Below are 23,266 nucleotides of genomic sequence, written 5' to 3'. Positions count from 1 at the left end.
GCGCGGACGCTCTTAGACATGGGTGGCTCTCAAGTAGGGATTAGAAGCGCGCAAGAACAGACGGCCAACTAAAACAATATAGTTGTTGCTTAACTAATCCTTATAGCTGTTGCTTAACTAATCCTTAAGTTACTTTAGCAATGATCCCGTTGTCAAAATAGGCAGGAGGACAACAGTGAACCGAGCACGTAGGATCGCCAGCCAGGCTACCCAGCCTACTTCCAGTAAGCAGGCTATCTCGATCTACCTGCGCAAGGCAGGACAGGCTACTGCCCAAGCCCTAGCGGAGCACTTGGGCATCTCTCCCCAGGCCATTCGCCGCCACCTCAAGGATCTGGAGGCGGAGGGACTGATCCGCCATGTCGCTCAACCCAGCGGCCTTGGCCGTCCCCAGCACTTCTATCAGCTTAGCCCCCAGGGGGAAGCGCAATTCCCTGCCCGCTACGACGAGTTTGCCCTGGGCCTGCTCAACACGCTGGCCGAAACCTTGGGAGCCGAACAGATGGGATCCCTGCTCCAGCAGCAGTGGCAACGCAAAGCCCAGGAGTACCAAGCCCAGATGGGATCCGGATCCCTGGCCGAGCGGCTAGAGCGCCTGGTACAGTTGCGCCAGGCAGAAGGCTACATGGCCGAGTACTACCCCTATCCCAACCACCTGGCTGCCCCCAGGCCAGCAGAAGGCTCTGAGCAGTATGTCGAGCAGTACGTCCTGGTGGAGCACCATTGCGCCATTGCCCAGATTGCCCAGCGTTTTCCCAGCGTCTGCGGCCATGAGCTGGAGATGTTTGCCGCCGCTCTGCCCGATTGTCGGGTGGAGCGCCTCAGCTGGCAAGTTAACGGGGAGCACCAGTGCGGCTACTGGATTGCCAAGCCAGGCTCCTCCGCAGGGATCCCTTCCTAGGCCCAGCCCCGAGAAGGTGACGCCTTCAGAAGACAGGCAAGAGCAGCCATAGTCTTAAGGATCCGCCACCTCAAAGGCCCACAGCCCTCGCTCTGCTGGGATCCGATGCAGCTGACCCTTGGGAAAGCGTCGCCGCAGCGCTGCCCCTTGCTGCTCCCATACCCCCTCGTTCATAAACAGGGTAAACGGCGGCTCTAGGTCTTGGCTAAGCAACGTCTCGGGGGGAAAAACCTTCACCTCTTGTTCTTGCCTGGCAAAAAATTGAATCCAACTTTGCCAGTAGGCAGGCTCTCCCCAACTGAAATAGGGGTAGGCGGCGCTAGCAGCCAAATAGAAGCGGTGGTTGGGATCCCTCTGTCGAGCGGCCACGTAGCGCCCGGTGGCTCCCACGTCGTTGCCCTGCGTCCAGCCCTTGTGGACAAAGTCGCCCCAAATGGCCAAGTTCCAGCCTCCAATGAGGAGGATGGTGCCCGCCATCGCTACTGCTGTTACGGTGGATCCCCAACGTTCCAGGGGAGCGGCCAGCGTCTGGATCCCTTCCAGGGTTAGGTAGGCTACAAAGGGCAGGATCACGAGCAGGCGGGTATAGTTGGGGGCTTTGGTGATAGCCAGGCTAAAGAGCAGGTAAAGAAACAGGAAACTGCCAATACAGAGCCAGTCGTGCGGCTGGCTGCGCCCCCTGAGGACGCGGTAGAGCCCAGATCCCAGCCCTAGCCAAATCAAGATCCCTGTCAAGGGATCCACAAAGGCATGGCCGTAGTTGGGATAGATATAGCCCCGGTCGTGCTGGCTGGGGTCGTTGAACATGCTCAGGCCATTGCGGATGTTGCGCCACACCCCCTCTGCCGGCGTAGCCGCGTTCACCCACATTTGCTGCAGCGCCCGCCCCTCGGGGAAAAAGAGAAATTGCTGGCGGGCATACTCGGCGCTTTCTGGGGGGGCAGTGGCGGTGGCTACCAGAATGGGCGCGGCCACCAGAAAAAATCCCAGCGCTGCCGGCACTGTCAGCTTGGCTAGGGTCCAAACGGGGTTGGCCTGCAGATCCTCCCGCCCCAAGAGCAAGTACAGAACGCCAAACAGGAGTCCCAACAGGATCACCACGCGCCCTGGCAAATAGCCGTAGAGGGAGAAAGCTGCTGCCCCTCCCCCCAAATACAAAAGCAGGGGATTTTTTTCCCGCACGCCCTTCAAGATCAGGGCCAGAGCTGCACACTCCACCAGCACAATCAGGTTTTCCCGCATGGCCATGCGGCTAATGCCTAACAAGGCGTGGTTGGATCCCAGAAGGGCCGCTCCTGCCAAGGCCAGCCGGGAGTTCCAGAACGACCGAAAAAACCCGTAGGCCACCAGAATAGTAATCACCCCAAAGGCGGCATGCACCGTGCGCACATTGACCAGGGTGACTCCTCCCATCAGCCGCGTCAGGCCGCCAAAGAGGCTAAACATAAAGCGGGGGAAATAGAAGTACTCTGGCATCAACCCAAAGAGATCGGGGTAGCGCACCCCGGAAGCCCGACGAGCCATGGAGGTGATGACAATCTCGTCGGTGTTGATTTGAAAAGGGATGTTGGCCAGGTCGTAGAGGTAGAGGGGAGCAAAAACCAACGCCAACAGCCCCAGGTGCAGCAGCTCCTGGCGCCAGCGCAGCCGCGTCGGATCCCAAGGGGGCTGAGCCGGGGGAAACTGGGCCACATACAGCCCCACCAGCAAAATGCTCAGCAGCCAGATCCCAATTTGCAGTACGTGGTAGCCAAACGCCCCGTACCAGAGGGTCAGGGCTATTCCTAGGCCGAGGCCAGATCCCAATAGAGCTGGGCGCCGGGAAGTGGCCAGGGTATCCCAGACTGCCATAGGACTGGTCTCAGCCCACTGGTCGATAAGTTAGTAACCCCGCGTTCTCTCCGTCTCCCGCTCCGGTTCTGGCTCCCTGAAGTTGGAGGGATCGTAGAGGAAGCGGTTGACCTCATCTTCGAGGCGGTAGATCTCAAAGGGCTCTAATTGCTTGCCAGTTCGCAAGGCCAGCAGGTAGCCGTCCACCAGCAGCCGTAGCTCGTCAATGCGCTGATAGCCGCGATGCCAACTGTCCACCAGCGCATCGGTTAGAGCTTGATAGTGCCGGATTAGCTTTGGGTCCTGCAACATGGCGCTCTTTTGCCCACCTGGTCTCATCCTAGCGTTTGATTTTCGTTTGTTAAGCAGAGATTGCAAAGCCGCACTATTCCTCAAGAATGGGCAAGATTAGCCGCGAAGGCGTGTTGCCGCCGCTGTGAAGAGTCAGGGTGAGAATGCGGCCTTCCATTTGCCGCTCCTCCCGCTGGCCTGTACCTGGGTTAACGGGGTAGGCAGGGAAACAGGCTGCGCTTAGGCTAAGGCGTAGAGCGTGGCCACGGGGAATGCGGATACAGGTGGGCTGACAGGGGATCCCAATGGGGACATTGGGCTGGGGATCCCGCAGACGGCGGTAGCCCTGGGAAAAGTTATACACCTGGCCATCCGGCCTCACCACCGAGAGCACGGCGCAGAGATCAAAGCTGGGGCTGTCCGCCTCGACGTAGAGCTCTGCCGTGATGTCCCCCGCCAGGAGGAGGTCGGTTTCTAGAGGGGGAGTGGTGTAGGTAAGAACATCGGCGCGGCAGTCGACGGCGGAGCGCTCTTGGGGTCCGGCAGGGTAAACCAGGTGACCCCCCAGGGCGGGTACCGGTCGCCAGGGATCGTGAACAAAAGTATCCGACTGCTGCCTCGGCGGGGGCTCCGGGCGGAGGGATCCCTCGAGTTCGGAAAGGGCAGCTAGACCAGTGCTGTGCAGGTAAAGAGCTTTTGGCTCAGGGTTGGGCCAGGCCTCAAGGCTGCGCCAGCGGTTGGAGCCCATCTCGAACAGGCGCACCGGCGGCTCTTGGAGGATCCCTGTGTCCTTGCCTTTGAGGAACTGGTCAAACCAGCGCACCTGCAGCCGATCGATGGGGCTGACGGCCTCAGGGCCAAAATCCAGCGCTCCCACCCTGCGCCCCCAAGGGAGGTGGGCCCACGGCCCGACAACCAGGTATTGGGGGTTTTGGCTGCGGGCACTCATCTCCTTGTAGAGGCGTAGGCTGCCACTCAGGTAGCTGTCAAACCAGCCGGCAATGTGCAGCATTGGCAGATCCACCGCCTCCAGCCGAGGGGAGAGCTGGCGCCAGTAGTCGTCCGGCTCGCTGTGATCCAGCCAGTCGAAGTAATAGGACTGGGGCGCATATTGCTGCAGCACGCCCGGCTTGAGGGGGATAGGGTCGTGGAGGGGCAGGTTGCGCGACGCCTTGAAGAGGGCCTGATAGGCACTGGCATCTCCCCGCCGGTGTGCTCCCTCGGCTTCCAGTTGCAGGGCCCAACTGAGGTTGTTGTAGAAGGCAAAGGCTCCCCCGGGGTAGGCGGCATCCGCGTAAAGGTCGTAGGGCAGCATCGCTGGGCAGATGGTTTTCAAAGCGCTGGGACGGGCGGAGGCGGCATACAGCTGGGTCATGCCCTGGTAAGAAAAGCCGTACATACCCACCGCGCCGTTGCTCCCTGGCAAAGCAGCCGCCCAGCTGACGGCGTCGAACCCATCTTCAACTTCGTGGCGGAAGGGGTAGAAGGAGCCTTTGGAAGTGCCTCGCCCACGCACATCCTGGATGACCACAATATAGCCATGGGCTGCGTACCAGCGCGGATGGGCGTACACTACCGTCGAAGCAATGGCCCGGCCATAGGGCTGCCGCATGAGCAAAACCGGATAGCTCCCTTCCCCCTCGGGGCGATAGATATCCGCGTCCAGTTGGATCCCATCGCGGGTTAACATGGAAACCGTTTCCCGGGGACGTACAGGCAGCATGGTTTGGAGGGGTGCGGTGAGGCTTTCCTACAGGTTACTAGTCCACCAAGGAAAACATCAGCTCGCCTTCAGTAACCAATTGCCCCCCCACCTGAGCCCGGCAGAACATCTTGCCGATGCGCTTTTGCCGGATGGTGAGCAGGTCAGCTGACAGCAGCAGTTGATCTCCAGGCAGGACGGGGCGGCGAAAGCGTACCCCATCGATGCCGGCAAAAAGAGCTAGGCGCCCGGCTGCATCCGGCAGCTTGGTCAGGACGATCCCTCCCACCTGAGCCATGGCCTCAACAATGAGGACACCGGGCATAATGGGGCGGTTGGGAAAATGTCCCTGGAAAAAAGGCTCATTGAAGGTGACGTTTTTGAGGCCCACTGCCCGTTGCCCTGGGAGATACTCCACCACGCGGTCCACCAGCAAAAAGGGATAGCGGTGGGGCAGAATCTCCAGGATTTGGTCTGTAGTGAAAACGGGGGGAGCAGCTGCCAACTGAGCCGCTGCTTCAGCCGAGAGAGGGGGAGGAGGACAGACGTCGGAGGACATGGCAAACCCAAAGAGCTGGAAGACAAACCTCAAAGCCTAAAGGGGAGATGGCCTAGTCCCACGATAGCGGGCAGTGCATCCTGTCAAGACTGCAGGAGAGAGGCCAGCTTGCCGTGGCAGCCAGGATCCCTTTCTGGTGTTGCCTCCGCCTGAATCTGGAGGGATCCGCTCCTTAGCAACTGTTTGGCCAGACGGTGGTGCAGAGCATGCCCCGCCTTGTAGGCCACGATGTGCCCCTGGAGGCGGCAGCCCAGTAGGCTGAGATCTCCTAGTAAATCTATCAGCTTATGGCGCACCGGCTCATCGGGGTAGCGCAGGGGTCCCAGCCACGCGGTTGCAGTACAGACAATGGCGTTTTCCAGGCTGCCCCCTTGGATTAGCCCCTGTTGGCGGGCTAGCTCCGCATCTTGCTGGCGGGAAAAAGTACGCGCCGCTGCGATGGAGCAGACAAAATCCGGCCTATCTTCCCTCCAGCTTAGCCACTGTTGGCCAATGGGAGAGTCGGCAAACTCGATGCCATAGGTAAAGCGGGCCTCGGGGTGGGGCAGGGCACTGACAAAAGCCTCCCCTGCCCAGACGGTAACCGGCTCTTGAACCACGCCCACCAGGGCGGGTTGCTCCTGGGCCAAGATCCCGGCCTGGACAATGGCCTCCACAAAGGGCAGGGCCGAGCCATCGAGGATCGGCAGCTCTGGTCCTTCTACCTCAATGCGGCAGTTGTCGATGCCCAGAACGTAAAGGGCAGCTAGGAGGTGTTCCACCGTCTGCACCTGAGCAGAGCCCTGCTGCAGGCGGGTGCAGAGGGCAGCAGGAGCTAGGGATCCCACCTGGGCAGGGATAGGAGGGGAGCCTGGCTGGTCCACCCGCACGAAGACCCGACCGCTGCCAGCGGGGGCGGGGTGGAGACTGCAGCGGACCGGCAGGCCGGTGTGTAGGCCGACGCCTTCTAGGGAAATAGAGCTGGCCAAGGTGCGCTGTTGACTTCTCATGGGGCTCCTGCCGCAAGACGCTCTTGGCCCTGGTCGAAAACCCGGTAGTACAGCTCCCGGTAGCCCACGCGCAGGCTGCTGCTGGCGTCTGCCAATCTGGCCTTGCGACTGCGAGTGCCGTAGGCGCTGAACACCTCGTAGCTATCTCCCTCGAAGAAGAAGGAGGAGACATCGGACACCTCTTCGCCTCCCAGCAACTGCCAACGCCCTCCCTGGAATCGCAGCCGGTAGCGGGCCCTGTCGAAGCTGCCAGAGGGACGGTCGATAGTGGCGTCGATCCTGCCCTCGTACTCCGGGGGCTCGGCTCCTGCTATGGGATGTACCTCGACGGAAATATCGCGGTAGCGGCAATTGGGACGGTTGCAAAGGCGAATTGAGCGCATCGCCTCGGCAATGGTTTCCAACCGCTGTCGCGCCTCCGCTAGAGAAGCCCCCTGGGCTGGCTCTAAGGTGGAGGACAGTCTTTCCGGCGCAGCCAGCCCCGCCGATCCCCAGCAAAACCCCAGCAGCACAAAACACAGCAGGCCTAGCCAGCAGCGGTAAGCAGATCCCATAGGGCTAGTTGTGGCAGGATCTAGTTCCTCTACTCTATCCGTAACCCCAGGCGATGCAGACACCCTCCCCCAGGGTTCAGGAGCAATTGGCCCAGGTGCGGATTGTCCTGGTGCGACCAGTGGGGCCGCGCAACCTGGGCGCCATTGCCCGCGTGATGAAAAACATGGGTCTGCGACAGTGGGTCTTGGTGGATCCCCGCTGCGATCCCCTTGATCCCGAAGCAGTTACCATGGCTGTGCATGGCGCCGACTTGCTCCGCCAAGCCCGGCAAGTGCCAACTCTGGCGGAGGCCCTCCAGGGATGTGTCCAGGTCTTCGGGACTGCAGGCCGCCGCGAGCCCTACCCCCCCGAGTGGCAAGTTCAATCTCCCCGCCAAGCCTTTCCTGAGCTACTGGCCGCCGGTCCTGTGGCTTTGGTGTTTGGCCCTGAAGATCAGGGCTTGAGCAACGAAGAGCTGGCCCTCTGCCATCGCCAAATCCAGATCCCCACCGATCCGGCCTACCCTTCCCTCAACCTGGCTCAGGCGGTGGGCATCTGCTGCTACGAGCTGCGCACCCTCCTTTGCCCAGATCCGCCGCTTCCGCCTAGCCCTGGCCTCTCCAAGCCAGCTCCCTTCGAATTGCTGGAGGGCTTTTTCGGCCAGCTGGAGGCGCTGCTATTGCAAATTGGCTACCTGTATCCCCACACGGCCCGCCGCAAGATGCTCAAGCTGCGCGCCCTCTTTCACCGCGCCGGCTTGACCGTGTCCGAGGTGGCCCTGCTGCGCGGGATCTTGCGACAACTGCAATGGAGCCAAACGGCCTGGCGTCGAAACCTCCCCCAAGACGATTAATGCGGGGGTTTGGATCCCATAGGGGCGGGCAGGCAGTACACTCTGGCGGCTCCTCCCGGTTGCAAAGCCGTACGCAGCCCCAACCCCAGACCATTCGCTAGCATCCTGAACCGCCAGGGTTGCAACTTGCAAAGACTGGCTGGTGAGGGGCAGAAGCTTTTGTTATCCTGGCGCTTAGGTTCTCCCGTCGGCAGAGGGAAGGCGGCAAACTTTTCCTGACACGGGAGGCGAGCAGGGTCTCTAGCTTGCCGTGTCAGGCGGGCGTGCTTCTAGTGGCAGGATCGGAGAGAGGGTGGGATCCAATGTTTACGTGGCTCTGGACAAGGCACTTTTCTCGGTTGAACCAGAGGCTGCAAAGCTTGGAGGTGGCCCGTGAGGAAAACCTTCTGTCCCCTGATCTCAGCGCCCAAACCCTGCAGGTAGCCCCCGATTTTTGGGAGCGGCAGCACCAGGCTTTTGTCTACGTAGATAAGCAGATCCGCAAGCTCAGCCGTCGCAGCAAAATCTGGGGCGGCCTGGCGCTGCTGGCGATTTTGGCCGATGCTGCCTTGGTGGTTGCCGGCCTAACCCTGTTCCAGTCTTGGCAACAGCTGCAGGCCAACCAAAACCTTGCCCGCATCGTTGAGCAGGCGTCAGCTGCCGATCCGGTGCAGCAGGCTTTTGACAACCTGTTGGCTCAACTGCCGCACCTGAACGAGGTGGAGCGGTATCGTGCCCTGGAGGCTCTGCAGGCTCTCTCGGCTATTGCCCCGGTAGATCAGGGTTCTGGATACGAGCCTAGCTTGGCAGCAACTCCTCTGGAGGCCCAAGTGCAAACAATCTACCGTCTAGGGCAGATGCGGGCGGTTGAGGCGGTGCCGGCTTTGCTGACCAAGCTTGCGGACAGGGAGCCGGCAGTGCGGGAGGCGGCAGCTCGTGCCCTTGGTCAGATTGGGGATCCGCGCGCCCTTCAGCCTTTGCACGAGCTCCTGGCCCATGAGACGGATGAGCTGGTCCAGGAGGCAGCCATTGCCTCCATTGCCCAACTGCTGCGGTAAAAAGCAGGTCAAACTGGCGTTGATCCGGGCGTGGGGATGAAAAGCCGCAGGTTTAGCAGAGTAAGCAAGCTGGTAGGGATCCTGTGTTGGGTATGGGCAGCGGCTGGGCCGGTTTGGGCGCAGGATCCCTTCCGCAGTGGGGCCAATGCCCGCCCCATCAAGCCAGAGGTGGCTAGTGCCTTTGAGGAGTTCTTCTGCGCAGGCCGCTACACGCAGAGCCGGGAGAAGCTAGAGAAGGCTAGACAAGCTTCTCCCAAAGAGCCGATGGTCTACGCCCTGCTGGCGGCGCTGGCCTACCAGGAGGGGGATCTGGATGCTTTTGCCCAGTTAGCCACCCAAACCCGCCAGGTGGCCGCCGAGCTGAAGAAGACGGATCCCTTGCGCGGCAACCTGTACGAGGGCGTGGGCTATGGGTTGGAAGCGGCCAACATTGTGGTGCGGGAAGGGGTAGTGCTCGGCTTGCCTAAGGCGTTGCCCACTCTCAACCAATTGTTTGCGTCCATTCGCGCCGCCCAGGCAGTAGACAGCAGCGACCCGGAGCTCAATCTTCTCAACGGCTATATCGACCTGCTGCTAACCTATCGGGAGAAGGCTTTGAACCAATTTCGCCTAGCAGCGCCTGAGTATTTGTCCTACCGCGGCCAAGCGCTGGCCTACCGGGATATGCAGCGCTATGACGAAGCGCTGGCGGCGGTGGATCGGGCAATTGCTGTTTCCTGCAACAACCCTGAACTTTACTACCTCAAGGCGCAAATCCTGGTTGCCAAGGGTCAAGACCGGGAGGCGGTTCCCCTTTTCGACCAGGCTTTGCAGGCCTCTAGCCAGTTGCCGAAAGCCTTGGTGGAGCAGATCCAGATGGAGCGGGATCGCGCCGCCCAGCGCAGTGGGCTGACTGTCCAGTTGCCTACACCGACTCCCTCTCCCTAAACCGATGGGCCTGCGCATCAGTGGCAAACGGACGCTGCAAACCCCTGCTGGCCGGGGAACTCGGCCCACCCCTGGGCGGGTGAGGCAAGCCCTGTTCAACATTTTGCAGGGGCAGGTGAAGGACTGTCGCTGGCTGGATCTCTGCTGTGGAGCCGGCACGGTAGGGGCAGAAGCCTTGTGCCATGGGGCAGCCTTCGTGGCCGGCATTGAGATCGCTGCGCCGGCCTGTCGCCTCATCCAGGCCAACTGGGCAAAGGTAGCTCAGCCGGGACAATCTTTCCAGGTGATTCAGGGGGATGCCCGCAAGCTGCTCAGCCGCGGCCTGGGTTTGGATCCTTTCGATTACGTCTATTTTGATCCCCCCCATGACGCCGGTCTGTACGCCCCGCTTCTGCCGCTGATCCCGCCCTTGCTCAAGCCAGGTGGAACCTTGATTGTCGAGCATCGCAGCGGCCAAAAGCTGCCAGAGCAGGTGGGATCCCTGCTGCGCGTCGACCAGCGGGCTTATGGGCAAACGGCGCTGGCTTTCTACCGCAATCTGGAAGAAAAGCCCTAGGGAAAAGGAGTGCTAACAAAGCCAATTTCCAGCAGCTGCTGGTAGGCCTGGGTGCCTAGCTCCCGGGTTGGGGTTTGGCTTTTGATGACCTGGATCAACCAGCCCACGGCCTCCTCAGGGCGCCCGGCAGCCCGATAAACCACGGCCAGGTCGTAGGCGGCCTGATCCCGAGCCTGGGCGGCAACGCGGGCCAGCTCCCGCTGCTCTTCGGAGATGCGGTTTTGGATCCCGGCAAAAGCGCGGGAGAGATCCTGGTGGTAGTTGGAGCGCTGGTTGTAGGCGTTAAACACCTGCTGCAGGAGCTCGATGGCTCGGTCGTAGTTTTGGGCCTGAATGGCAGCGTTGGCCTCAGCAGCCAACTGTTCAGCTCGCAACGCGCTGAGAGCGCTGCTGGGTTGTTCTAGGGCCCGAAACTGCTGGGGATTGGGAATAAGCTGCTGGCGGGCGGGCACTTCTTGAGCCGTAGCCCAAAGACCTGAACCGACACCCAGCACTAGGCCAAGCAACAAGCCAAAGGCCAGCTGTACCCAAGAACGGGGCAGGAAGGCAAGGCCACGAGCAGCAGTTCGACCACCAGTAGGGGGTCGTCGGAGCATTGGCAAGTAACCCTCAAAACCTTGCTAACCCGTTCCACTCTACCTCACTCCGCGGGGCTTTGCTGCAGCTCAGGGATCCCCTCCCCTAGCGGTTGCTGAGGAGGCAACTGTTCAGACGGCGGGGAAGCCGGTTGAGCCTGGGAGGGAATTGTTTCTGGCAGCAGGGGCAAGTTCATAATCCGCTCGTACAGGCGCAGGTACTGCAAAGCCGAGCGGTGCCAACTGAAATCGCTGGCCATGCCTCGCTTTTGCAGCGCTTGCCAAGTCTCCTTGTGCTGAAACGCCTCCCAAGCCCGCGCTAGACAAGTGTAGAAGTCCAGAGCCTCGTAGCGGTCAAAGCAGTAGCCGGTGCCGATCCCTTTGCTGGGAATATGGTGGCTGACCGTATCCACCAGCCCCCCCGTGCGGCGGACAATGGGCACACAGCCGTAGCGCATGGCAATCATCTGGCTAATGCCGCAGGGCTCAAAGCGGCTGGGCATTAAGAAAACATCTGCCCCCCCATAGATTAACTGGGCCAGTTGCGGCTGATAGCCCTGCTGATAGGACATTCGGCCTGGGTGCCGCTGGGCCATTTCCCGGAGCCGCTCTTCGTAGTGGGCTTCGCCGCTGCCCAGCAAGACAAATTGCGAGTCACTGTAGGCCAGAAAGCGCTCCACGGTTTGAATGACCAAGTCAATCCCCTTTTGTTCCACCAAACGGGTCACCATGCCCATGAGAAAGACGTCGGGGTTGACGGTCAAACCCAGGCGGGTCTGCAGCACGGCCTTGTTCACCGCTCGACCGCTGAGATCGTCGATGCTGAAGTTGGCGGCTAGATGGGGATCCGTGCGGGGATCGAACTTCTCGGTGTCGATCCCGTTTAAGATCCCCCACAGGCGTTCTCCTTTCCAAGCCAGCAGATCCTGGAGGCCTTCTCCATAGAGACTGGTGCGGATCTCCAGGGCGTAGGTGGGCGAAACGGTGGTTACCTGGTCGGCGTAGAGGATCCCGGCGGCCATAGTGTTGTGGGCGGAAAAATACCAGGGCAGCCAGGTCATGCGTTCCAGTTGCCAGCGCCACGGTCCCTGATAGGCCAGGTTGTGAATGGTAAAGACGGTGCCGATATCGGGAGCCTGGTGCATCCAGGCCGGGATCATGCCGGTGTGCCAATCGTGGCAGTGGATGATGTTGGGCCTCCAGGGGTAATAGGTCCAGGCAAATTCGGCCACAGCATTGGCAAAAAACGTAAAGCGCCAAAACTCGTCCTCGCCGTAGTAGATGCGGTGGGGGGCAAAGCAGTAGTGGCTGACCAGGTAAAGGGGGACATCGGTGCCGGGTAAAACGCTTTCGTAGATATCGGCCACCTGGCCCATGACCTGCTTCGACCAAATGGGGTCTTTGGAGCGGGGGTATTGCCCCGGCTCTGGGCCAAATTGGTCCCACAAAAATCCGTACAGGGGCATGATGATGCGCACGTCCTGCCCCAGCTGGCGCAAAACGACGGGCAGGGATCCCACCACATCCCCCATCCCCCCTACCTTTGCCAAGGGCGCTGCTTCCGCCGCTGCAAACAAAATCCTGGCCTGTACCACACTGCCCTCCCTGCTGCAATACCAGACCCTCCCCTCCTATTTTTGGGGGTTTTGCTACGGGTTGCAGGGCGGCTGCTCTCGCAGGCGGGCGCAAATGGCCTGCCAGACCTGTTGAACCAGCTGGGACAGGCTGGTTTCTGAGTGGATGGGCACCCGCACATCGGCCTGGGCGTAGAAGGGTTCTCGTTCCCGCATGAGCCTCTGCAGAGCAGCTTGGGGATCGGGAGTTTGCAGGAGGGGGCGTTGGCCAGGATCCCGGCTCAGCCGCTGCCAAATGAGCTCAGGGGCCACATCCAGCCAGACGGTGAGGCCGTGGTGCAGGTAACTCCAATTTTTGGGCCGCAGCACAATGCCGCCGCCGGTGGCAATAACCAGGCGAGTGTAGCCGCTCAGTTGCGCCAACACCTGGGTCTCCAGCTCCCGGAAGTGGGCTTCTCCCTGCTCGGCAAAGATCTGGGCAATCGAACAGCCGGCTACCTGCTCCACCAGAGCATCGGTATCAAAGAAGGGACGGCGCAACTGGGCTGCCAGCTCAGCTCCCAGGGTGGACTTGCCGCTGCCCATCATGCCAATCAAATAGACAGTGACGCCGCGCAGGCGTTCGGCTTCTTGGGGAGGGATCATGGGGGCAAGGACTCCGTCCCGCTACGCGAACGGCTGGGATTAAACGTAGCCGTGCTCGGCTAGAAACTCCAGGGAGAGGCTGCTCTCCGGCGGGGCCAGGCCCAAGAATTTTTCCACATATTTGCCCAGGAGATCTGCCTCCACGTTTACCGGATCCCCTACTTGCAGCAGGGAAAGGTTGGTCTGGCGGTAGGTGTGCGGGATCACCGCCACCTTAAACCAACATCCCCCTTGGCGGATCTCGGCAATGGTCAGGCTGACGCCGTTCACCGCCACACTGCCCTTGGGCACGATGTAGCGGCCGATGGCCGCCGGCACCTCGAAGCTCAGCTCCCAGGCGTTGCCGGTGGCTGCTTGTTCGCAGAGGTGCCCCACCCCGTCGATATGGCCGCTGACGAAATGCCCCCCTAACTTGTCCCCCAGCCGCAGCGCCGGTTCCAGGTTGACTGGGCGTGGCCCTGGGGATCCGCAGCCCCAGGTCGAGCGGCGCAGGGTTTCCGGCGAGACATCTGCCAAAAAGCCATCGGGCAGGATCTCCACCACTGTCAGGCAGAGGCCATCCACCGCCACGCTATCCCCACAGGCTAACTGCGGCTGCAGCTTTGGGCAGGTAACCCGTACCTGCGAAGAGGAGATCAACTGAGCTGTACCCAAACTGCGCACTAGACCCGTAAACATGCTTCGGCTTCCTTGGCCTGCTTGCTAAGCCTTGGCCTGATCCCCAAAGGGGGAAAGGGATCCCAGCCATAAGCTGGGCGAGTTGGTTTGGGCTCCTCGGAGAGAGCGGGAGTTGGGATCTTGGGCCTGGGCCAGGAGCCGCTCCACCTCGGCAGTGAGCTGGCTTTCGCTAAAAGGCTTGGTCAGGTAGCCGGTTGCGCCCGACCACTTGCCGCGGATGCGATCCAGCAAGCTGTCCCGAGAGGTAACCATCAGGATAGGGAGAGACTTGAACGCTTCCAGGCTGCGCACGATGCGGCAGAGCTCTATGCCGTCGTTCGCGTTAGCGGTGCGGAGCACATTCCCGGGCATGGCGATCGCGTTAGCGGTGCGGAGCACATTGTCCATCAATAGCAGGTGAGGCCGGTGCTGGAACAGGAGGGGGAGCACCTCGGCGGGGTTGCCCGTTGTAATCACGCGTTCGCGTTAGCGGTGCGGAGCACATTACTGGGATAGGTACTGCCGCAGGATCTCCTGCATCACGACGCTGTCGTCTACGGCCAAGAGGGTTATGGAAGTGCGGCGCTGGGGTTGCAGCAAGTCTGGAGGCGTTTGCAGGCTCACCAGACCTTTTTTGGCCCAAGCGGCAAAGAGGCTAGCTACCTCCAGCCGATCGCGTGAGCGGTGCGGAGCACATTTCCCGACAGAGCTTTTGGGCAATGGCCTCCAGCGACTGGCCATCTTTGGTGAGGGCGTGGAGCTTCTGGCGCTGTTCGTCGCTGAGGCGATAGCGGTTGACCCGATCCCAGTTGACCACCGGCACCGCCAGCAGGGTGGGGATGGCCACCTTGAGTTCCGCCCAGCGATCGTGGCGGCGGGCCGCTTCTTGCAGCAGGGGCTCCAGCTCAAACCCACCAATAGGGGCCTCCTGGGCAACCCGTTCCTGCACCTCGAAGTAGCAAGTGCCCCCCCGATCGAACAGGTAGCGGTCAAAATCGGTAAGCAGGTTCAGCCAGAGGGCGTCTTCCAGCTCGCCTGGCTTTATCAAGCCCAGCTCGGTCATCATCTCCAGCAACTCCGCCAGGGAGTTGTCTGGGAGCAGCCGCTGCTGCAGCACACGGATAACCCGCTGGGGCCAGTCCAGGTTGAGGCGGGGGATAAAGCGCGATAGCCGTCGCAGCAGGATCGGGGCATTGAGGGGCTGATCGGCGGAAAAAAGCAGCCGGCCGTGGTAGTAGGTCAGGACCCAAGGCTCTGTGCCCTCGGCGGGATCCTCGCCCCTAAGGTGAAGGTGGAGATAGCCAGTGGTAAACCGCCGACCTTGCTGCCGGAGCAGAGGCGCCAGTTCCGCCGCTGCAAAGAGAAAATGGGACATGGGAAACCCTCCGGCCTAGCCTCTCCAGGCTACCTAAGCAGCGACTACATCAGCTACTCACCTCAGTTGAAGAGAGAGCCTTAGTTTGCGGCTGCTTTATCCCATTATCTCCCCTTCATCAAACCATTAACCTGGCCACACCCTCCCCCTGCCGGGACAGCAGTTCCCCCTTTCGGGGCCCGGGCTAGGCTTGCCTTGGCTACAAGTCTAGAGCCTCCCGCTGGGCCTGGAGCAATTTCTGGATGCCGGCCTGGGCCAGGTCTAGCATTTGCAACAGTTGCGAGCGGTCAAAGCATCCGGATTCGGCGGTACCCTGGATTTCAATTAAGGCTCCCTGCTCGTTCATGACCACGTTCAGGTCCACTTCGGCTTGGCTGTCCTCCTCGTAGCAGAGATCCAGCAGCACCTCGCCTTGCACAATTCCCACCGAAAGGGCTGCCACTTGCTGTTGCAAAGGGGATCCCTGCGCCGGATCCAGCAGTCCCTGCTTGTAGAGCCAGGTGATGGCATCGTGCAGGGCCACGTATCCACCGGTAATTGCGGCGGTGCGGGTGCTGCCATCGGCTTGCAACACATCGGCATCGATGGTGATGGTGCGGGATCCCAGCTTCCGGAGATCCAAAGCTGCGCGCAGACTGCGCCCAATTAGCCGCTGGATCTCAGCGGTGCGGCCGGAGACCTTGAGCGTCTCCCGCGGCTGGCGCTGTTGGGTGGCGGTGGGCAGCATGCGGTACTCTGCGGTCAGCCAGCCTTGGCCGGTGTTTTGTAAAAAAGGGGGGACTTCTTCGGCCACGGTGGCGGTGCAGAGAACATGGGTATCGCCAAGCTTAACCAACACCGAGCCGTGGGCGTAGCGGGTGAAGTGGCGCTGGAAGGAAACCGGGCGCAATTGGGTAGGTGTGCGGCCATCAGGGCGTTGCCAGCTCATGGGCGATTCAAATCCCTCGCATTGTCGTTCAGGTTCACCCACGGCAGCTTCTCCAAAAGGGCTGCCAGCGCCTTGGAAGACAGGCAGCGGGAGAGCTGCTGTTGTAGGCCAATAGGCAGGTTACAGTGTAAAGAAGTTCTTAGCCAACTTTTCCTACTGTTGCAGCAAGTTCTGGAACAAAAGGTGTCCTGCAGGGCAGGACCCAGCCAGCAAGAAGACACAGACGTCATGATCCTCCTCTTCCTGCAGCGTTTACGTCAGTCGGCGCTTGACCCCCTCCAGGAAATCCGCTGGACGCCGGAACTGTTTGGGATCCTGCTGGTGTATTTTGTGCAGGGGGCAGTGGGGCTGGCACGGCTAGCCACCAGCTTTTACTTGAAGGATAACCTGGGCCTCGGCCCAACACAGGCAGCGGCGTTGATGGGCCTGGCTGTAATCCCCTGGACTGTCAAGCCTCTTTATGGACTCCTATCGGATACGCTGCCGCTAGCAGGCTACCGGCGCCGTCCTTACCTCCTGCTGGCAGGGCTGTTGGGATGTGGGGCCTGGCTGGGGATGGCTCTGGCGGCGCCGACGGCTGAGCTGGCCCTGCTTTGGATGGTTTTGGCATCCCTGGCGGTAGCCGTGGGGGATGTCATTGTCGATTCGCTGGTGGTGGAGCGGGTGCAGGGCAGTGACTGGGCGGGAACGGGCACGCTGCAGTCTTTAACTTGGGGGGCCACAGCTCTGGGATCCCTGCTCACGGCCTATGCCGGGGGGGCGCTCTTGGCTCACTATCCTCCCCAGGTGGTGTTTGGGCTAACAGCCCTGCTGCCCATGCTGATTGCCCTGGCTGCTTGGGTCATTGAGGATCAGCCCGTGGCTAGCGCCTTGGGCTGGGATCCCCTGCAGCAACAGGTAGCTCGGGTGTGGCAAGCCCTGCGGCAGCCCAGCGTTTTCCTGCCGCTGCTGTTTGTGTTTGTCTGGCAGGCAACTCCCAGTGCCGACGTAGCGCTGTTTTACTTTGTTACCAACGATCTCGGCTTTGGTCCGGAGTTTTTGGGCCAGGTGCGGCTAGTGACTAGCGTTGCCAGCTTGGTAGGGGTGGGAATCTTTCAGGTGTATCTGCGGCACATCCCCCTGCGCCCCCTCTTTGGCTGGATGACGGTCATTTCCGCAGGGCTAGGCCTGACCAGCCTGATCTTGGTCTATCACCTCAACCGCGCTTGGGGCCTCGACGACCACTGGTTTAGCCTCGGGGATAGCCTGGTGCTGACAGTAGCGGGGCAAATTGCCTTTATGCCGGTGCTGGTTCTGGCCGCCCGCCTTTGCCCGCCAGGGATCGAGGCCACCTTTTTTGCCCTGCTCATGTCGGCCTTTAATTTGGCGGGGTTTCTCTCGCAGGAGCTGGGATCCCTGCTCATGCACGCTCTAGGGGTAACCGAAAGCAATTTCAGCCACCTGGGGCTGCTTTTGGTGATCACCAACCTCTCCACCCTCTTGCCCTTGCCCTTGTTGGGTTGGCTGCCCGCCGAGAGGATAACTCCCAGCCCAGCAGAGTTGGAGGCGGAAGCTCAGGCTTCGCTGCAGTCCTTCTTGCAGGGAGCAGAAGCAGCCGCTAGGAGAGAGGCAATCCCTTTGGGAGAGACGGACATAACCTACTCCTAAGGGGCTGGCGGCCAGTAGATAGCGTTGGCTTCCTCCTGCTTGAGCGCAGGCTATCAAGTGTATTGGCTAATGTCTTCCCCAGCTTCTGCCAGGAAGGAGAGGGCGCGGCAGCGCAAGGCCACCACCTGGTCGTAGAGGGGGTTAAGCTTGCACATGGGGGGAATGTGCAGCACCTTGCGGCCAAACAACACCACATCCCGCTCAAAGGGGCAGTGGGCAGGGATCATACGGCATAAGAAGCGGGCTACCCTCACGTCGCGGACTTGGATGCCGTCCAGCCACTTGCGCAAGGGAGCCAAAAGGTCGGTATAGCTGCTTTCAGGCTGGGCTTCTGCCGGCGATGGCGAGGTGGCCCTCTTGTCGACCAGCGTAGCCTTGAGCAGATGGAGCTGGGGAAGCTCCAGCCCAAAGGCAGTGGCCAACTGGTGCAACAAGCGATCTTCCGGCTCGGAATATACCCCATCGGCAACGGCTGTCATCACCGCCGTGCGCAGGAAATCTTCCCGCAACTCCGGCTGCAACTGGGCCGCCAGCTCTTCGGGGGAGAGGGGAGCGAGATCTTTCCCCTCTTCTTCGGGCCAGTCGGAGCGGATGAGATCTTCGATGAGTCGTTGCTCTTCGGGGCTGTATTCTCCATCAGCCCAGGCAATGCCAAGCAGCCCTCGTAGCCATAGTTCCGCCTGCTGGGGTGAGCACTCCCTAGCAGAAGTAGGCGTGGAATCGCTAGACATGGCAGAGCTCCACAAGAAGCCACCGCCATTTTAAAGATCTAGGCTGGAGGTTGAAGTCTGTGCAACCTCTTTTTGTTCATGACGGAGCCTCTTCCACCCCTAGCTGCCCAGGTTGAACCCAGCCCAGGGAGCGCTGAAGAGCCCAACCCGGATCTCCTAACTGCTGCCTACGACTACTTCCTACCTCCTGAGCGGATCGCGCAGAGGCCGGTGGAGCCACGGGATCAGGCGCGAATGCTGGTGGTGTACCCCGATAGGCACGAGCACCGCCGCTTCTGCGACCTCCCCGACTACCTGCAGAGCGGGGATCTGCTGGTTCTCAACGACACCAAGGTCATCCCGGCCCGGCTGTGGGGAGCCAAGATCTTGCCGGGAAAGGACGCTTTTGGGGCGCGGGTAGAGGTTTTGCTGCTCGAGCCAGAGCAGCCCGGGATCCCAGGCAACACCTCCCCTCAGCAGCAGATCTGGCGGGTCTTGGTCAGGCCGGGCAAACGGGTCAAGGTGGGGGATCAAATCCGGTTTTGGGATCACCAGGGCTTGCTGGCTGAGCTGACGGCCACAGTGCTGGCGGTGGACGCAGAGACCGGCGGGCGGGTGGTGCAGTTTGCATGGGAAGGGGCGGATGCCTTTGAGCAGATCCTGGAGCGGGTGGGGCGGATCCCGCTTCCTCCCTATCTGGAAGCTGCCCGTGCCCTTGACCCGACAAGTGCGGGAGTCCGACCTGAAGACTATCAAACCGTCTGGGCCAGACACCCGGGCTCGGTGGCTGCCCCCACCGCAGGCCTGCATTTTACCCCTCAGCTTTTGGAGCGGTTGGCCCAGAAGGGGGTCCAAACTGCCTACATCACCTTGAACATTGGGCTGGGTACCTTCCGCCCGGTAGAGGCAGAGCGAGTAACCGACCACCGCTTGCACAGCGAGTGGCTCAAGGTGCCGGCAGAAACGGTGGCCACTATTTGCAAAACCCAAGCCCAGGGGAGGCGGGTGATTGCGGTGGGAACAACGGTGGTGCGGGCCCTAGAAACGGCAGCTCTCTCCGGCGCCCTACAACCCTGGCAGGGAAAAAGCGACCTCTTCATCTACCCCGGCTATTCCTGGCGGGTGGTGCAGGGGCTGATCACCAACTTTCATCTGCCCCGCTCCAGCCTGATGATGCTGGTGGCAGCCTTGATCGGGCGACAGCGCTTGTTGGATCTCTACCAGGAGGCCATCGAGCAGGGCTATCGGTTCTACTCTTTTGGGGACGGCATGCTGATCCTGCCCTAGGGGGATTCTTACCCTTTTGCCAAGGGCTTGGTAGGAAGGTCAGCAGGACGGTCTTGGCCAGTGGCAAACCAAGTTTGGAGGCGCTCCCATTCCACGTGGGGGTAGCCATCCACTGCCCAATCGGCCCGCCGCTGCAGCATGTGCAGAGGAAAGAAAGTGGCCAAAGCCAACACCGGGATCCCTTGCGAGCGAGCCGCTTGAATGCCGGCGTAGGTGGCTTCAAAACTCAGGCACTCCTGAGGGGAGAGCCCCATCCGCTCTAGGAGCAGACGGTGCAACTGAGGATCCCCTGCCTCGCCGGTTACGCGGTAGCGGAAGTCATGAGTCAGCCGCGCCAGGGCTGGACAGGGGAAGCGCTCCAAAAAAGCCTCCACCTCGATAGCGGCGTGACCACTCAAGAGGCCCACCTTGAGCCGTAGCTGCTCCAGCTTCTCCAAGGCCTCCGCCAAGCCGGGAACCAGAAGAGATCCCTTTTGCTCCTGCAACGCCTGCCGGTAGTAAAGGGCCTTACGCTGCAAAAGTCCTTCTTGCTGCCTGGGGCTGAGCACCCGTCCCTGGGCTTGCCAGAGGGCGAGCAGACTCTCCCGATCCGGTTGGCCCAGATGGTGTAGCCGATAGAGCTCTTTTTGCGCCGGGGATCCCAGATCCCAGGGGCGCAGGTTCTCCTCCAGCAACACTTGGTTGATGGCGTAGAGGTGCAGCTCCTCGTCGTCAGCCACCACGCCGCTCCAGGTTAGGATTACCCCTTGCAGCGTCATGCGAGGTCCTATTTCAGATTCTCCGGACAATTCTAGGAAGCTGGGATCCCTGGGCGGGTAGGAGGAGCCATAAAGCTGGGGGGAAGGGGTTCGGGGACGTGCCTTTGCAGGATCTCGTCGATGGTCTGCATTGCCTCCGCCTCCAGCGACCAGCCCCAAACTCCGGCTAGGTCATCCAGCTGCTGGCGCTTGCGCGCTCCCCATAGGATTGCACTCACCCCCGGCTGATCCAAGAGCCAGCGCACCGCCAACTGGGGCAGCGTTTTGCCGTAGCGCTCCCGCGCCAGTCGGCTCAGCTCTTCTGCCGCTTGCAGGTACTGGGAGTAGCGAGGCTCTCCAAACTTGGGATCGATGCCGCTGCGCAGATCTCCAGGCGGAAACTTGGTTTGCGGAGTCAGCCTTCCCCCCAACAGCCCCCGGCAGAGGGGACTGTAGATTAGCGTGGCAATGCCGTTGGCCTGGCAGTAGGGCAGGACATCCGCTTCGATCTGGCGCTCAAACAGGTTATAGGGCGGCTGGGCCGTGTGCAGGGGAGCCACCTGGCGGAAGCGCTCCATCTGCTCCGGAGAAAAGTTGCTCACCCCAATGGCGCGGATCTTTCCTTCCTGGAGTAGGCGGCCGAAAAAGGCAGCTGTCTCCTCCAGAGGCTCCAAGGGATCCGGCCAATGCACCTGGTAGATGTCGATCACATCCGTCTGCAGGCGGCGGAGGGAGTTTTCCAGATCCTGAGCCAGCCAACTGAGGCTGCAGTTGCGCACCACCTTGCCGTTAGTCCACTGTAGGCCGGCCTTGGTGGCAATGACTACGCGATCCCGACAGCCGGCATCCCGGATAGCCCGTCCCAATAGCTCCTCCGAAAGGCCGCGGCCATAGGCCGGAGCCGTGTCAAAGAGCGTAATGCCCAGGTCAATAGCCTTGCGGAGGGTGGCATAGGCCTCCTGGGGATCCGCTGGCCCCCACCAATCCCCGGTCATGCTCCAGGTGCCCAGCCCCACGCGGCTAAGTTTTAGCCTCGTCTCGGCAAGCGTAACAAACTCCATGGCAACGTCTGCAAACAGGATCCCGTTTCAGGATGCTAACAGGCGCCGGGGGAGGACAAAGCCCCTTGCGCAGACAACCCACGCGCCTAGCTGCTGGTGGAAAAAGAGGGCGGGCTTTTGCCTCTGCTTTCCCGACTAGCGGCCTAGTAGAGTGAGGATTGAAAAATTCACACCCCAAAACTTTTGAGGAATGGCTCCATGAAGTCCATTTTCCCTCTCTGCCTGTCCGGCTCCCTGGGCGGCATTTTGTTCTGGGGATCCTTGCTGCCCGTTCAGGCGCAGGGGGTCACCCCGCTTTTCCCAGAAACTCCACTGCCCCCCAGCCAAGATATTCCCACCTTGCCGATCGTGCCGGATCCCCGGCCTGCGAGGTCTCCATCCCCCCGGCCAAGGCCGCTGCCGACGGGAACTTTTGAGGAACTTAGCCGCTACTTCCGCGATCTCAACCGGGCTAAGAACCTGGCTCGCCAAGCGGCCGAGATCGCCAACGGGGGCTTGCAGCGCTACCGTGCCGAGGCTTCCATGCACGGGGCAGCCATCGACGCGCCGTTTGAAGAGTTTGAAGACGCCTGGGTCTTCACCTTCCGCGGCGGCAAGCCCGGCTTCGTCCAACCCAGCATTGAAACCCAGGTGCGGGTGGATCGGCGCACCTTTCAGACCACCATCCTCTACAATGGCCCTATCCGCTCCCGGCACTGAGGGAGCCCTGGGATCCCTGGCATAATCAAGAAAGGGCAAGGGTCGGGGGTATGGCCAAGTTTGTCTTCATCACTGGCGGAGTCGTCTCCAGCATCGGCAAGGGCATTGTAGCGGCTAGCCTGGGCCGTCTGCTCAAGTCCCGCAACTACACCGTGTCGATTTTGAAGCTGGATCCCTACATCAACGTGGATCCCGGCACGATGAGCCCCTACCAGCACGGGGAGGTGTTTGTCACCGACGATGGTGCCGAGACGGACTTGGACTTGGGCCACTATGAGCGCTTCACCGACACCAACATGTCCAAGCTCAACAACGTCACCACTGGCGCCATCTACCAGGCGGTGATCTCCAAGGAGCGGCGGGGCGACTACCAGGGCAGCACGGTGCAGGTAATCCCCCACGTAACCCAAGAGATCAAGGAGCGGATCCGGCGGGTGGCCCGTGAGACCAACCCCGACGTGGTGCTGGTAGAAGTGGGGGGCACGGTGGGGGATATCGAGTCTTTGCCCTTCTTGGAAGCCATCCGCCAGTTCCGCAAGGACGTGGGCCGCGCCAACGTGGCCTATGTGCATGTCACCCTGGTGCCTCTAATCAAGGCCTCGGGGGAGATGAAAACTAAGCCTACCCAGCACTCGGTCAAGGAGCTGCGCTCGATTGGCATTCAGCCGGACGTGCTGGTGTGCCGCTGTGAACAGCCTCTGCCGCGCGCCATCAAGGAGAAGATCTCCGAGTTCTGTGACGTGCCGGTGGAATGTGTCATCCAGGCCCAGGATGCCCCCAGCATCTACGACGTGCCCCTGATCCTGGAGCAGGAGGGCCTGGCCCAGCGAGTTTTGGAGATTCTCAACCTGGATCCGCAGCAGCCGGATCTGCGCGAGTGGGAGCTCCTAGTACAGCGGCTGCACCACCCGCAAGAGCAGGTGGAGATTGCCATTGTCGGCAAATACGTGCGCTTGACAGACGCCTACCTCTCGGTGGCGGAAGCCCTGCGCCATGCCGGGCTGGCCCTCAATGCTGGCGTTACCTTGCGCTGGATCTCTTCTGAGGAAGTCGAGGAGCGGGGACCAGAAACTCTGCTAGGGGGGGTAGATGGCGTAGTGGTGCCAGGGGGGTTTGGCAACCGGGGCATCGAGGGCAAGGTGGCCACCATCCGCCACGTGCGGGAGCGGGGCATTCCCTTTCTGGGGCTGTG

At 61.2% G+C, this 23,266-nt stretch carries 25 protein-coding genes; 9 read left to right on the top strand and 16 right to left on the bottom strand.

Annotation, left to right across the window (positions count from 1 at the left end):
* Window positions 1-175: 175 nt before the first annotated feature.
* Entirely contained in the window at window positions 176-901 is a 726-nt protein-coding gene (gene sufR / locus NW806_RS05185) for an iron-sulfur cluster biosynthesis transcriptional regulator SufR (RefSeq protein ID WP_414410280.1), read from the top strand.
* Between the two features lie 54 nt (window positions 902-955).
* Here the strand turns inward: sufR and NW806_RS05180 are convergent, their stop codons facing one another.
* From NW806_RS05180 to NW806_RS05155, 6 genes are all read right to left on the bottom strand, one after another.
* On the bottom strand, window positions 956-2,752 hold the full coding sequence (locus NW806_RS05180) for a hypothetical protein (protein WP_414410279.1): 1,797 nt from the start codon (window positions 2,750-2,752) through the stop codon (window positions 956-958).
* Between the two features lie 30 nt (window positions 2,753-2,782).
* On the bottom strand, window positions 2,783-3,043 hold the full coding sequence (locus NW806_RS05175; RefSeq protein WP_414404856.1) for a DUF6761 family protein: 261 nt from the start codon (window positions 3,041-3,043) through the stop codon (window positions 2,783-2,785).
* Window positions 3,044-3,116: 73 nt separating this feature from the next.
* Window positions 3,117-4,712: a CocE/NonD family hydrolase gene (locus NW806_RS05170; protein WP_414410278.1), complete on the bottom strand. Its 1,596-nt coding sequence runs from the start codon at window positions 4,710-4,712 to the stop codon at window positions 3,117-3,119.
* Between the two features lie 70 nt (window positions 4,713-4,782).
* The gene (gene fabZ / locus NW806_RS05165; RefSeq protein WP_414394140.1) at window positions 4,783-5,283 is read right to left on the bottom strand and encodes a 3-hydroxyacyl-ACP dehydratase FabZ; all 501 of its coding nucleotides are present in this window, start codon (window positions 5,281-5,283) and stop codon (window positions 4,783-4,785) included.
* 83 nt (window positions 5,284-5,366) lie between these two features.
* Window positions 5,367-6,272 (bottom strand): UDP-3-O-acyl-N-acetylglucosamine deacetylase, encoded by a 906-nt coding sequence (gene lpxC, locus NW806_RS05160; RefSeq protein WP_414394139.1) that lies wholly within the window; start codon window positions 6,270-6,272, stop codon window positions 5,367-5,369.
* Window positions 6,269-6,826, bottom strand: coding sequence for a hypothetical protein (locus tag NW806_RS05155; protein ID WP_414410277.1), 558 nt, complete (start codon window positions 6,824-6,826; stop codon window positions 6,269-6,271). Before NW806_RS05155 ends, lpxC begins: the two co-directional genes overlap by 4 nt.
* A gap of 53 nt (window positions 6,827-6,879) precedes the next feature.
* Here NW806_RS05155 and NW806_RS05150 point away from each other — a divergent pair, with 53 nt between their 5' ends.
* The 4 genes from NW806_RS05150 to rsmD all read left to right on the top strand — a co-directional run bounded on the left by NW806_RS05150 (window position 6,880) and on the right by rsmD (window position 10,179).
* Entirely contained in the window at window positions 6,880-7,659 is a 780-nt protein-coding gene (locus NW806_RS05150) for an RNA methyltransferase (protein ID WP_414394135.1), read from the top strand.
* A gap of 338 nt (window positions 7,660-7,997) precedes the next feature.
* Window positions 7,998-8,696 (top strand): HEAT repeat domain-containing protein, encoded by a 699-nt coding sequence (locus tag NW806_RS05145; protein ID WP_414410276.1) that lies wholly within the window; start codon window positions 7,998-8,000, stop codon window positions 8,694-8,696.
* A gap of 36 nt (window positions 8,697-8,732) precedes the next feature.
* The gene (locus NW806_RS05140; protein WP_414410275.1) at window positions 8,733-9,623 is read left to right on the top strand and encodes a Sll0314/Alr1548 family TPR repeat-containing protein; all 891 of its coding nucleotides are present in this window, start codon (window positions 8,733-8,735) and stop codon (window positions 9,621-9,623) included.
* Window positions 9,624-9,627: 4 nt separating this feature from the next.
* A complete protein-coding gene (gene rsmD / locus NW806_RS05135) occupies window positions 9,628-10,179 on the top strand; it encodes a 16S rRNA (guanine(966)-N(2))-methyltransferase RsmD (protein WP_414410274.1) in 552 nt (183 codons plus the stop codon).
* Here rsmD and NW806_RS05130 read toward each other — a convergent pair.
* The 7 genes from NW806_RS05130 to rph form a co-directional block, all read right to left on the bottom strand.
* The gene (locus NW806_RS05130) at window positions 10,176-10,775 is read right to left on the bottom strand and encodes a hypothetical protein (RefSeq protein ID WP_414410273.1); all 600 of its coding nucleotides are present in this window, start codon (window positions 10,773-10,775) and stop codon (window positions 10,176-10,178) included. The two genes, rsmD and NW806_RS05130, sit on opposite strands and share 4 nt — an antisense overlap.
* A gap of 44 nt (window positions 10,776-10,819) precedes the next feature.
* On the bottom strand, window positions 10,820-12,349 hold the full coding sequence (gene glgA / locus NW806_RS05125; RefSeq protein WP_414410272.1) for a glycogen synthase GlgA: 1,530 nt from the start codon (window positions 12,347-12,349) through the stop codon (window positions 10,820-10,822).
* 54 nt (window positions 12,350-12,403) lie between these two features.
* The gene (locus NW806_RS05120) at window positions 12,404-12,973 is read right to left on the bottom strand and encodes a shikimate kinase (protein WP_414410271.1); all 570 of its coding nucleotides are present in this window, start codon (window positions 12,971-12,973) and stop codon (window positions 12,404-12,406) included.
* Between the two features lie 39 nt (window positions 12,974-13,012).
* The gene (locus tag NW806_RS05115) at window positions 13,013-13,651 is read right to left on the bottom strand and encodes a riboflavin synthase (protein ID WP_414410270.1); all 639 of its coding nucleotides are present in this window, start codon (window positions 13,649-13,651) and stop codon (window positions 13,013-13,015) included.
* Window positions 13,652-13,675: 24 nt separating this feature from the next.
* Window positions 13,676-14,107, bottom strand: coding sequence for a response regulator (locus NW806_RS05110; RefSeq protein WP_414410269.1), 432 nt, complete (start codon window positions 14,105-14,107; stop codon window positions 13,676-13,678).
* 178 nt (window positions 14,108-14,285) lie between these two features.
* Complete coding sequence (locus NW806_RS05105) at window positions 14,286-15,005, bottom strand: hypothetical protein (RefSeq protein ID WP_414410268.1); 720 nt, start codon at window positions 15,003-15,005, stop codon at window positions 14,286-14,288.
* Window positions 15,006-15,204: 199 nt separating this feature from the next.
* Window positions 15,205-15,933, bottom strand: a complete 729-nt coding sequence (gene rph, locus NW806_RS05100) for a ribonuclease PH (RefSeq protein ID WP_414410267.1) — start codon at window positions 15,931-15,933, stop codon at window positions 15,205-15,207.
* A 228-nt stretch (window positions 15,934-16,161) separates the two neighbouring features.
* On the opposite strand from rph, the gene NW806_RS05095 reads away from it, so the two are divergent.
* Complete coding sequence (locus tag NW806_RS05095; protein WP_414410266.1) at window positions 16,162-17,580, top strand: folate/biopterin family MFS transporter; 1,419 nt, start codon at window positions 16,162-16,164, stop codon at window positions 17,578-17,580.
* Between the two features lie 53 nt (window positions 17,581-17,633).
* On the opposite strand, the gene NW806_RS05090 is transcribed toward NW806_RS05095, so the two are convergent.
* Complete coding sequence (locus tag NW806_RS05090) at window positions 17,634-18,311, bottom strand: Mo-dependent nitrogenase C-terminal domain-containing protein (protein WP_414410265.1); 678 nt, start codon at window positions 18,309-18,311, stop codon at window positions 17,634-17,636.
* A 78-nt stretch (window positions 18,312-18,389) separates the two neighbouring features.
* Here NW806_RS05090 and queA point away from each other — a divergent pair, with 78 nt between their 5' ends.
* Window positions 18,390-19,577, top strand: a complete 1,188-nt coding sequence (gene queA / locus NW806_RS05085; protein WP_414410264.1) for a tRNA preQ1(34) S-adenosylmethionine ribosyltransferase-isomerase QueA — start codon at window positions 18,390-18,392, stop codon at window positions 19,575-19,577.
* Window positions 19,578-19,585: 8 nt separating this feature from the next.
* On the opposite strand, the gene NW806_RS05080 is transcribed toward queA, so the two are convergent.
* Window positions 19,586-20,335 carry an HAD family hydrolase gene (locus NW806_RS05080; RefSeq protein WP_414410263.1) on the bottom strand — a complete coding sequence of 250 codons (750 nt, stop codon included), beginning with the start codon at window positions 20,333-20,335 and terminating at the stop codon, window positions 19,586-19,588.
* 32 nt (window positions 20,336-20,367) lie between these two features.
* Window positions 20,368-21,375, bottom strand: coding sequence for an aldo/keto reductase (locus NW806_RS05075; protein ID WP_414410262.1), 1,008 nt, complete (start codon window positions 21,373-21,375; stop codon window positions 20,368-20,370).
* Between the two features lie 198 nt (window positions 21,376-21,573).
* Between NW806_RS05075 and NW806_RS05070 the strand changes: the two genes are divergently transcribed.
* Both NW806_RS05070 and NW806_RS05065 read left to right on the top strand, forming a co-directional pair.
* Window positions 21,574-22,074 carry a hypothetical protein gene (locus tag NW806_RS05070; RefSeq protein ID WP_414410261.1) on the top strand — a complete coding sequence of 167 codons (501 nt, stop codon included), beginning with the start codon at window positions 21,574-21,576 and terminating at the stop codon, window positions 22,072-22,074.
* Between the two features lie 50 nt (window positions 22,075-22,124).
* Window positions 22,125-23,266, top strand: a 1,142-nt coding sequence (locus tag NW806_RS05065) for a CTP synthase (protein ID WP_414410260.1), incomplete at its 3' end; no start/stop codon positions are given.

Source organism: Synechococcus sp. W65.1, from assembly GCF_047461615.1.
GTDB lineage: Bacteria > Cyanobacteriota > Cyanobacteriia > Thermostichales > Thermostichaceae > Thermostichus.
This window is presented reverse-complemented; position numbering and strand designations above follow the sequence as displayed.

Coding starts and splice junctions, on each gene's coding strand:
- NW806_RS05180 (WP_414410279.1), bottom strand. CDS start 2,752: ATGGCAGTCTGGGATACCCTGGCCACTTCCCGGCGCCCAGCTCTATTG.
- NW806_RS05175 (WP_414404856.1), bottom strand. CDS start 3,043: ATGTTGCAGGACCCAAAGCTAATCCGGCACTATCAAGCTCTAACCGAT.
- NW806_RS05170 (WP_414410278.1), bottom strand. CDS start 4,712: ATGTTAACCCGCGATGGGATCCAACTGGACGCGGATATCTATCGCCCC.
- fabZ (WP_414394140.1), bottom strand. CDS start 5,283: ATGTCCTCCGACGTCTGTCCTCCTCCCCCTCTCTCGGCTGAAGCAGCG.
- lpxC (WP_414394139.1), bottom strand. CDS start 6,272: ATGAGAAGTCAACAGCGCACCTTGGCCAGCTCTATTTCCCTAGAAGGC.
- NW806_RS05155 (WP_414410277.1), bottom strand. CDS start 6,826: ATGGGATCTGCTTACCGCTGCTGGCTAGGCCTGCTGTGTTTTGTGCTG.
- NW806_RS05150 (WP_414394135.1), top strand. CDS start 6,880: ATGCAGACACCCTCCCCCAGGGTTCAGGAGCAATTGGCCCAGGTGCGG.
- NW806_RS05140 (WP_414410275.1), top strand. CDS start 8,733: ATGAAAAGCCGCAGGTTTAGCAGAGTAAGCAAGCTGGTAGGGATCCTG.
- rsmD (WP_414410274.1), top strand. CDS start 9,628: ATGGGCCTGCGCATCAGTGGCAAACGGACGCTGCAAACCCCTGCTGGC.
- NW806_RS05130 (WP_414410273.1), bottom strand. CDS start 10,775: ATGCTCCGACGACCCCCTACTGGTGGTCGAACTGCTGCTCGTGGCCTT.
- NW806_RS05120 (WP_414410271.1), bottom strand. CDS start 12,973: ATGATCCCTCCCCAAGAAGCCGAACGCCTGCGCGGCGTCACTGTCTAT.
- NW806_RS05115 (WP_414410270.1), bottom strand. CDS start 13,651: ATGTTTACGGGTCTAGTGCGCAGTTTGGGTACAGCTCAGTTGATCTCC.
- NW806_RS05105 (WP_414410268.1), bottom strand. CDS start 15,005: ATGTCCCATTTTCTCTTTGCAGCGGCGGAACTGGCGCCTCTGCTCCGG.
- rph (WP_414410267.1), bottom strand. CDS start 15,933: ATGAGCTGGCAACGCCCTGATGGCCGCACACCTACCCAATTGCGCCCG.
- NW806_RS05095 (WP_414410266.1), top strand. CDS start 16,162: ATGATCCTCCTCTTCCTGCAGCGTTTACGTCAGTCGGCGCTTGACCCC.
- NW806_RS05090 (WP_414410265.1), bottom strand. CDS start 18,311: ATGTCTAGCGATTCCACGCCTACTTCTGCTAGGGAGTGCTCACCCCAG.
- queA (WP_414410264.1), top strand. CDS start 18,390: ATGACGGAGCCTCTTCCACCCCTAGCTGCCCAGGTTGAACCCAGCCCA.
- NW806_RS05080 (WP_414410263.1), bottom strand. CDS start 20,335: ATGACGCTGCAAGGGGTAATCCTAACCTGGAGCGGCGTGGTGGCTGAC.
- NW806_RS05075 (WP_414410262.1), bottom strand. CDS start 21,375: ATGGAGTTTGTTACGCTTGCCGAGACGAGGCTAAAACTTAGCCGCGTG.
- NW806_RS05070 (WP_414410261.1), top strand. CDS start 21,574: ATGAAGTCCATTTTCCCTCTCTGCCTGTCCGGCTCCCTGGGCGGCATT.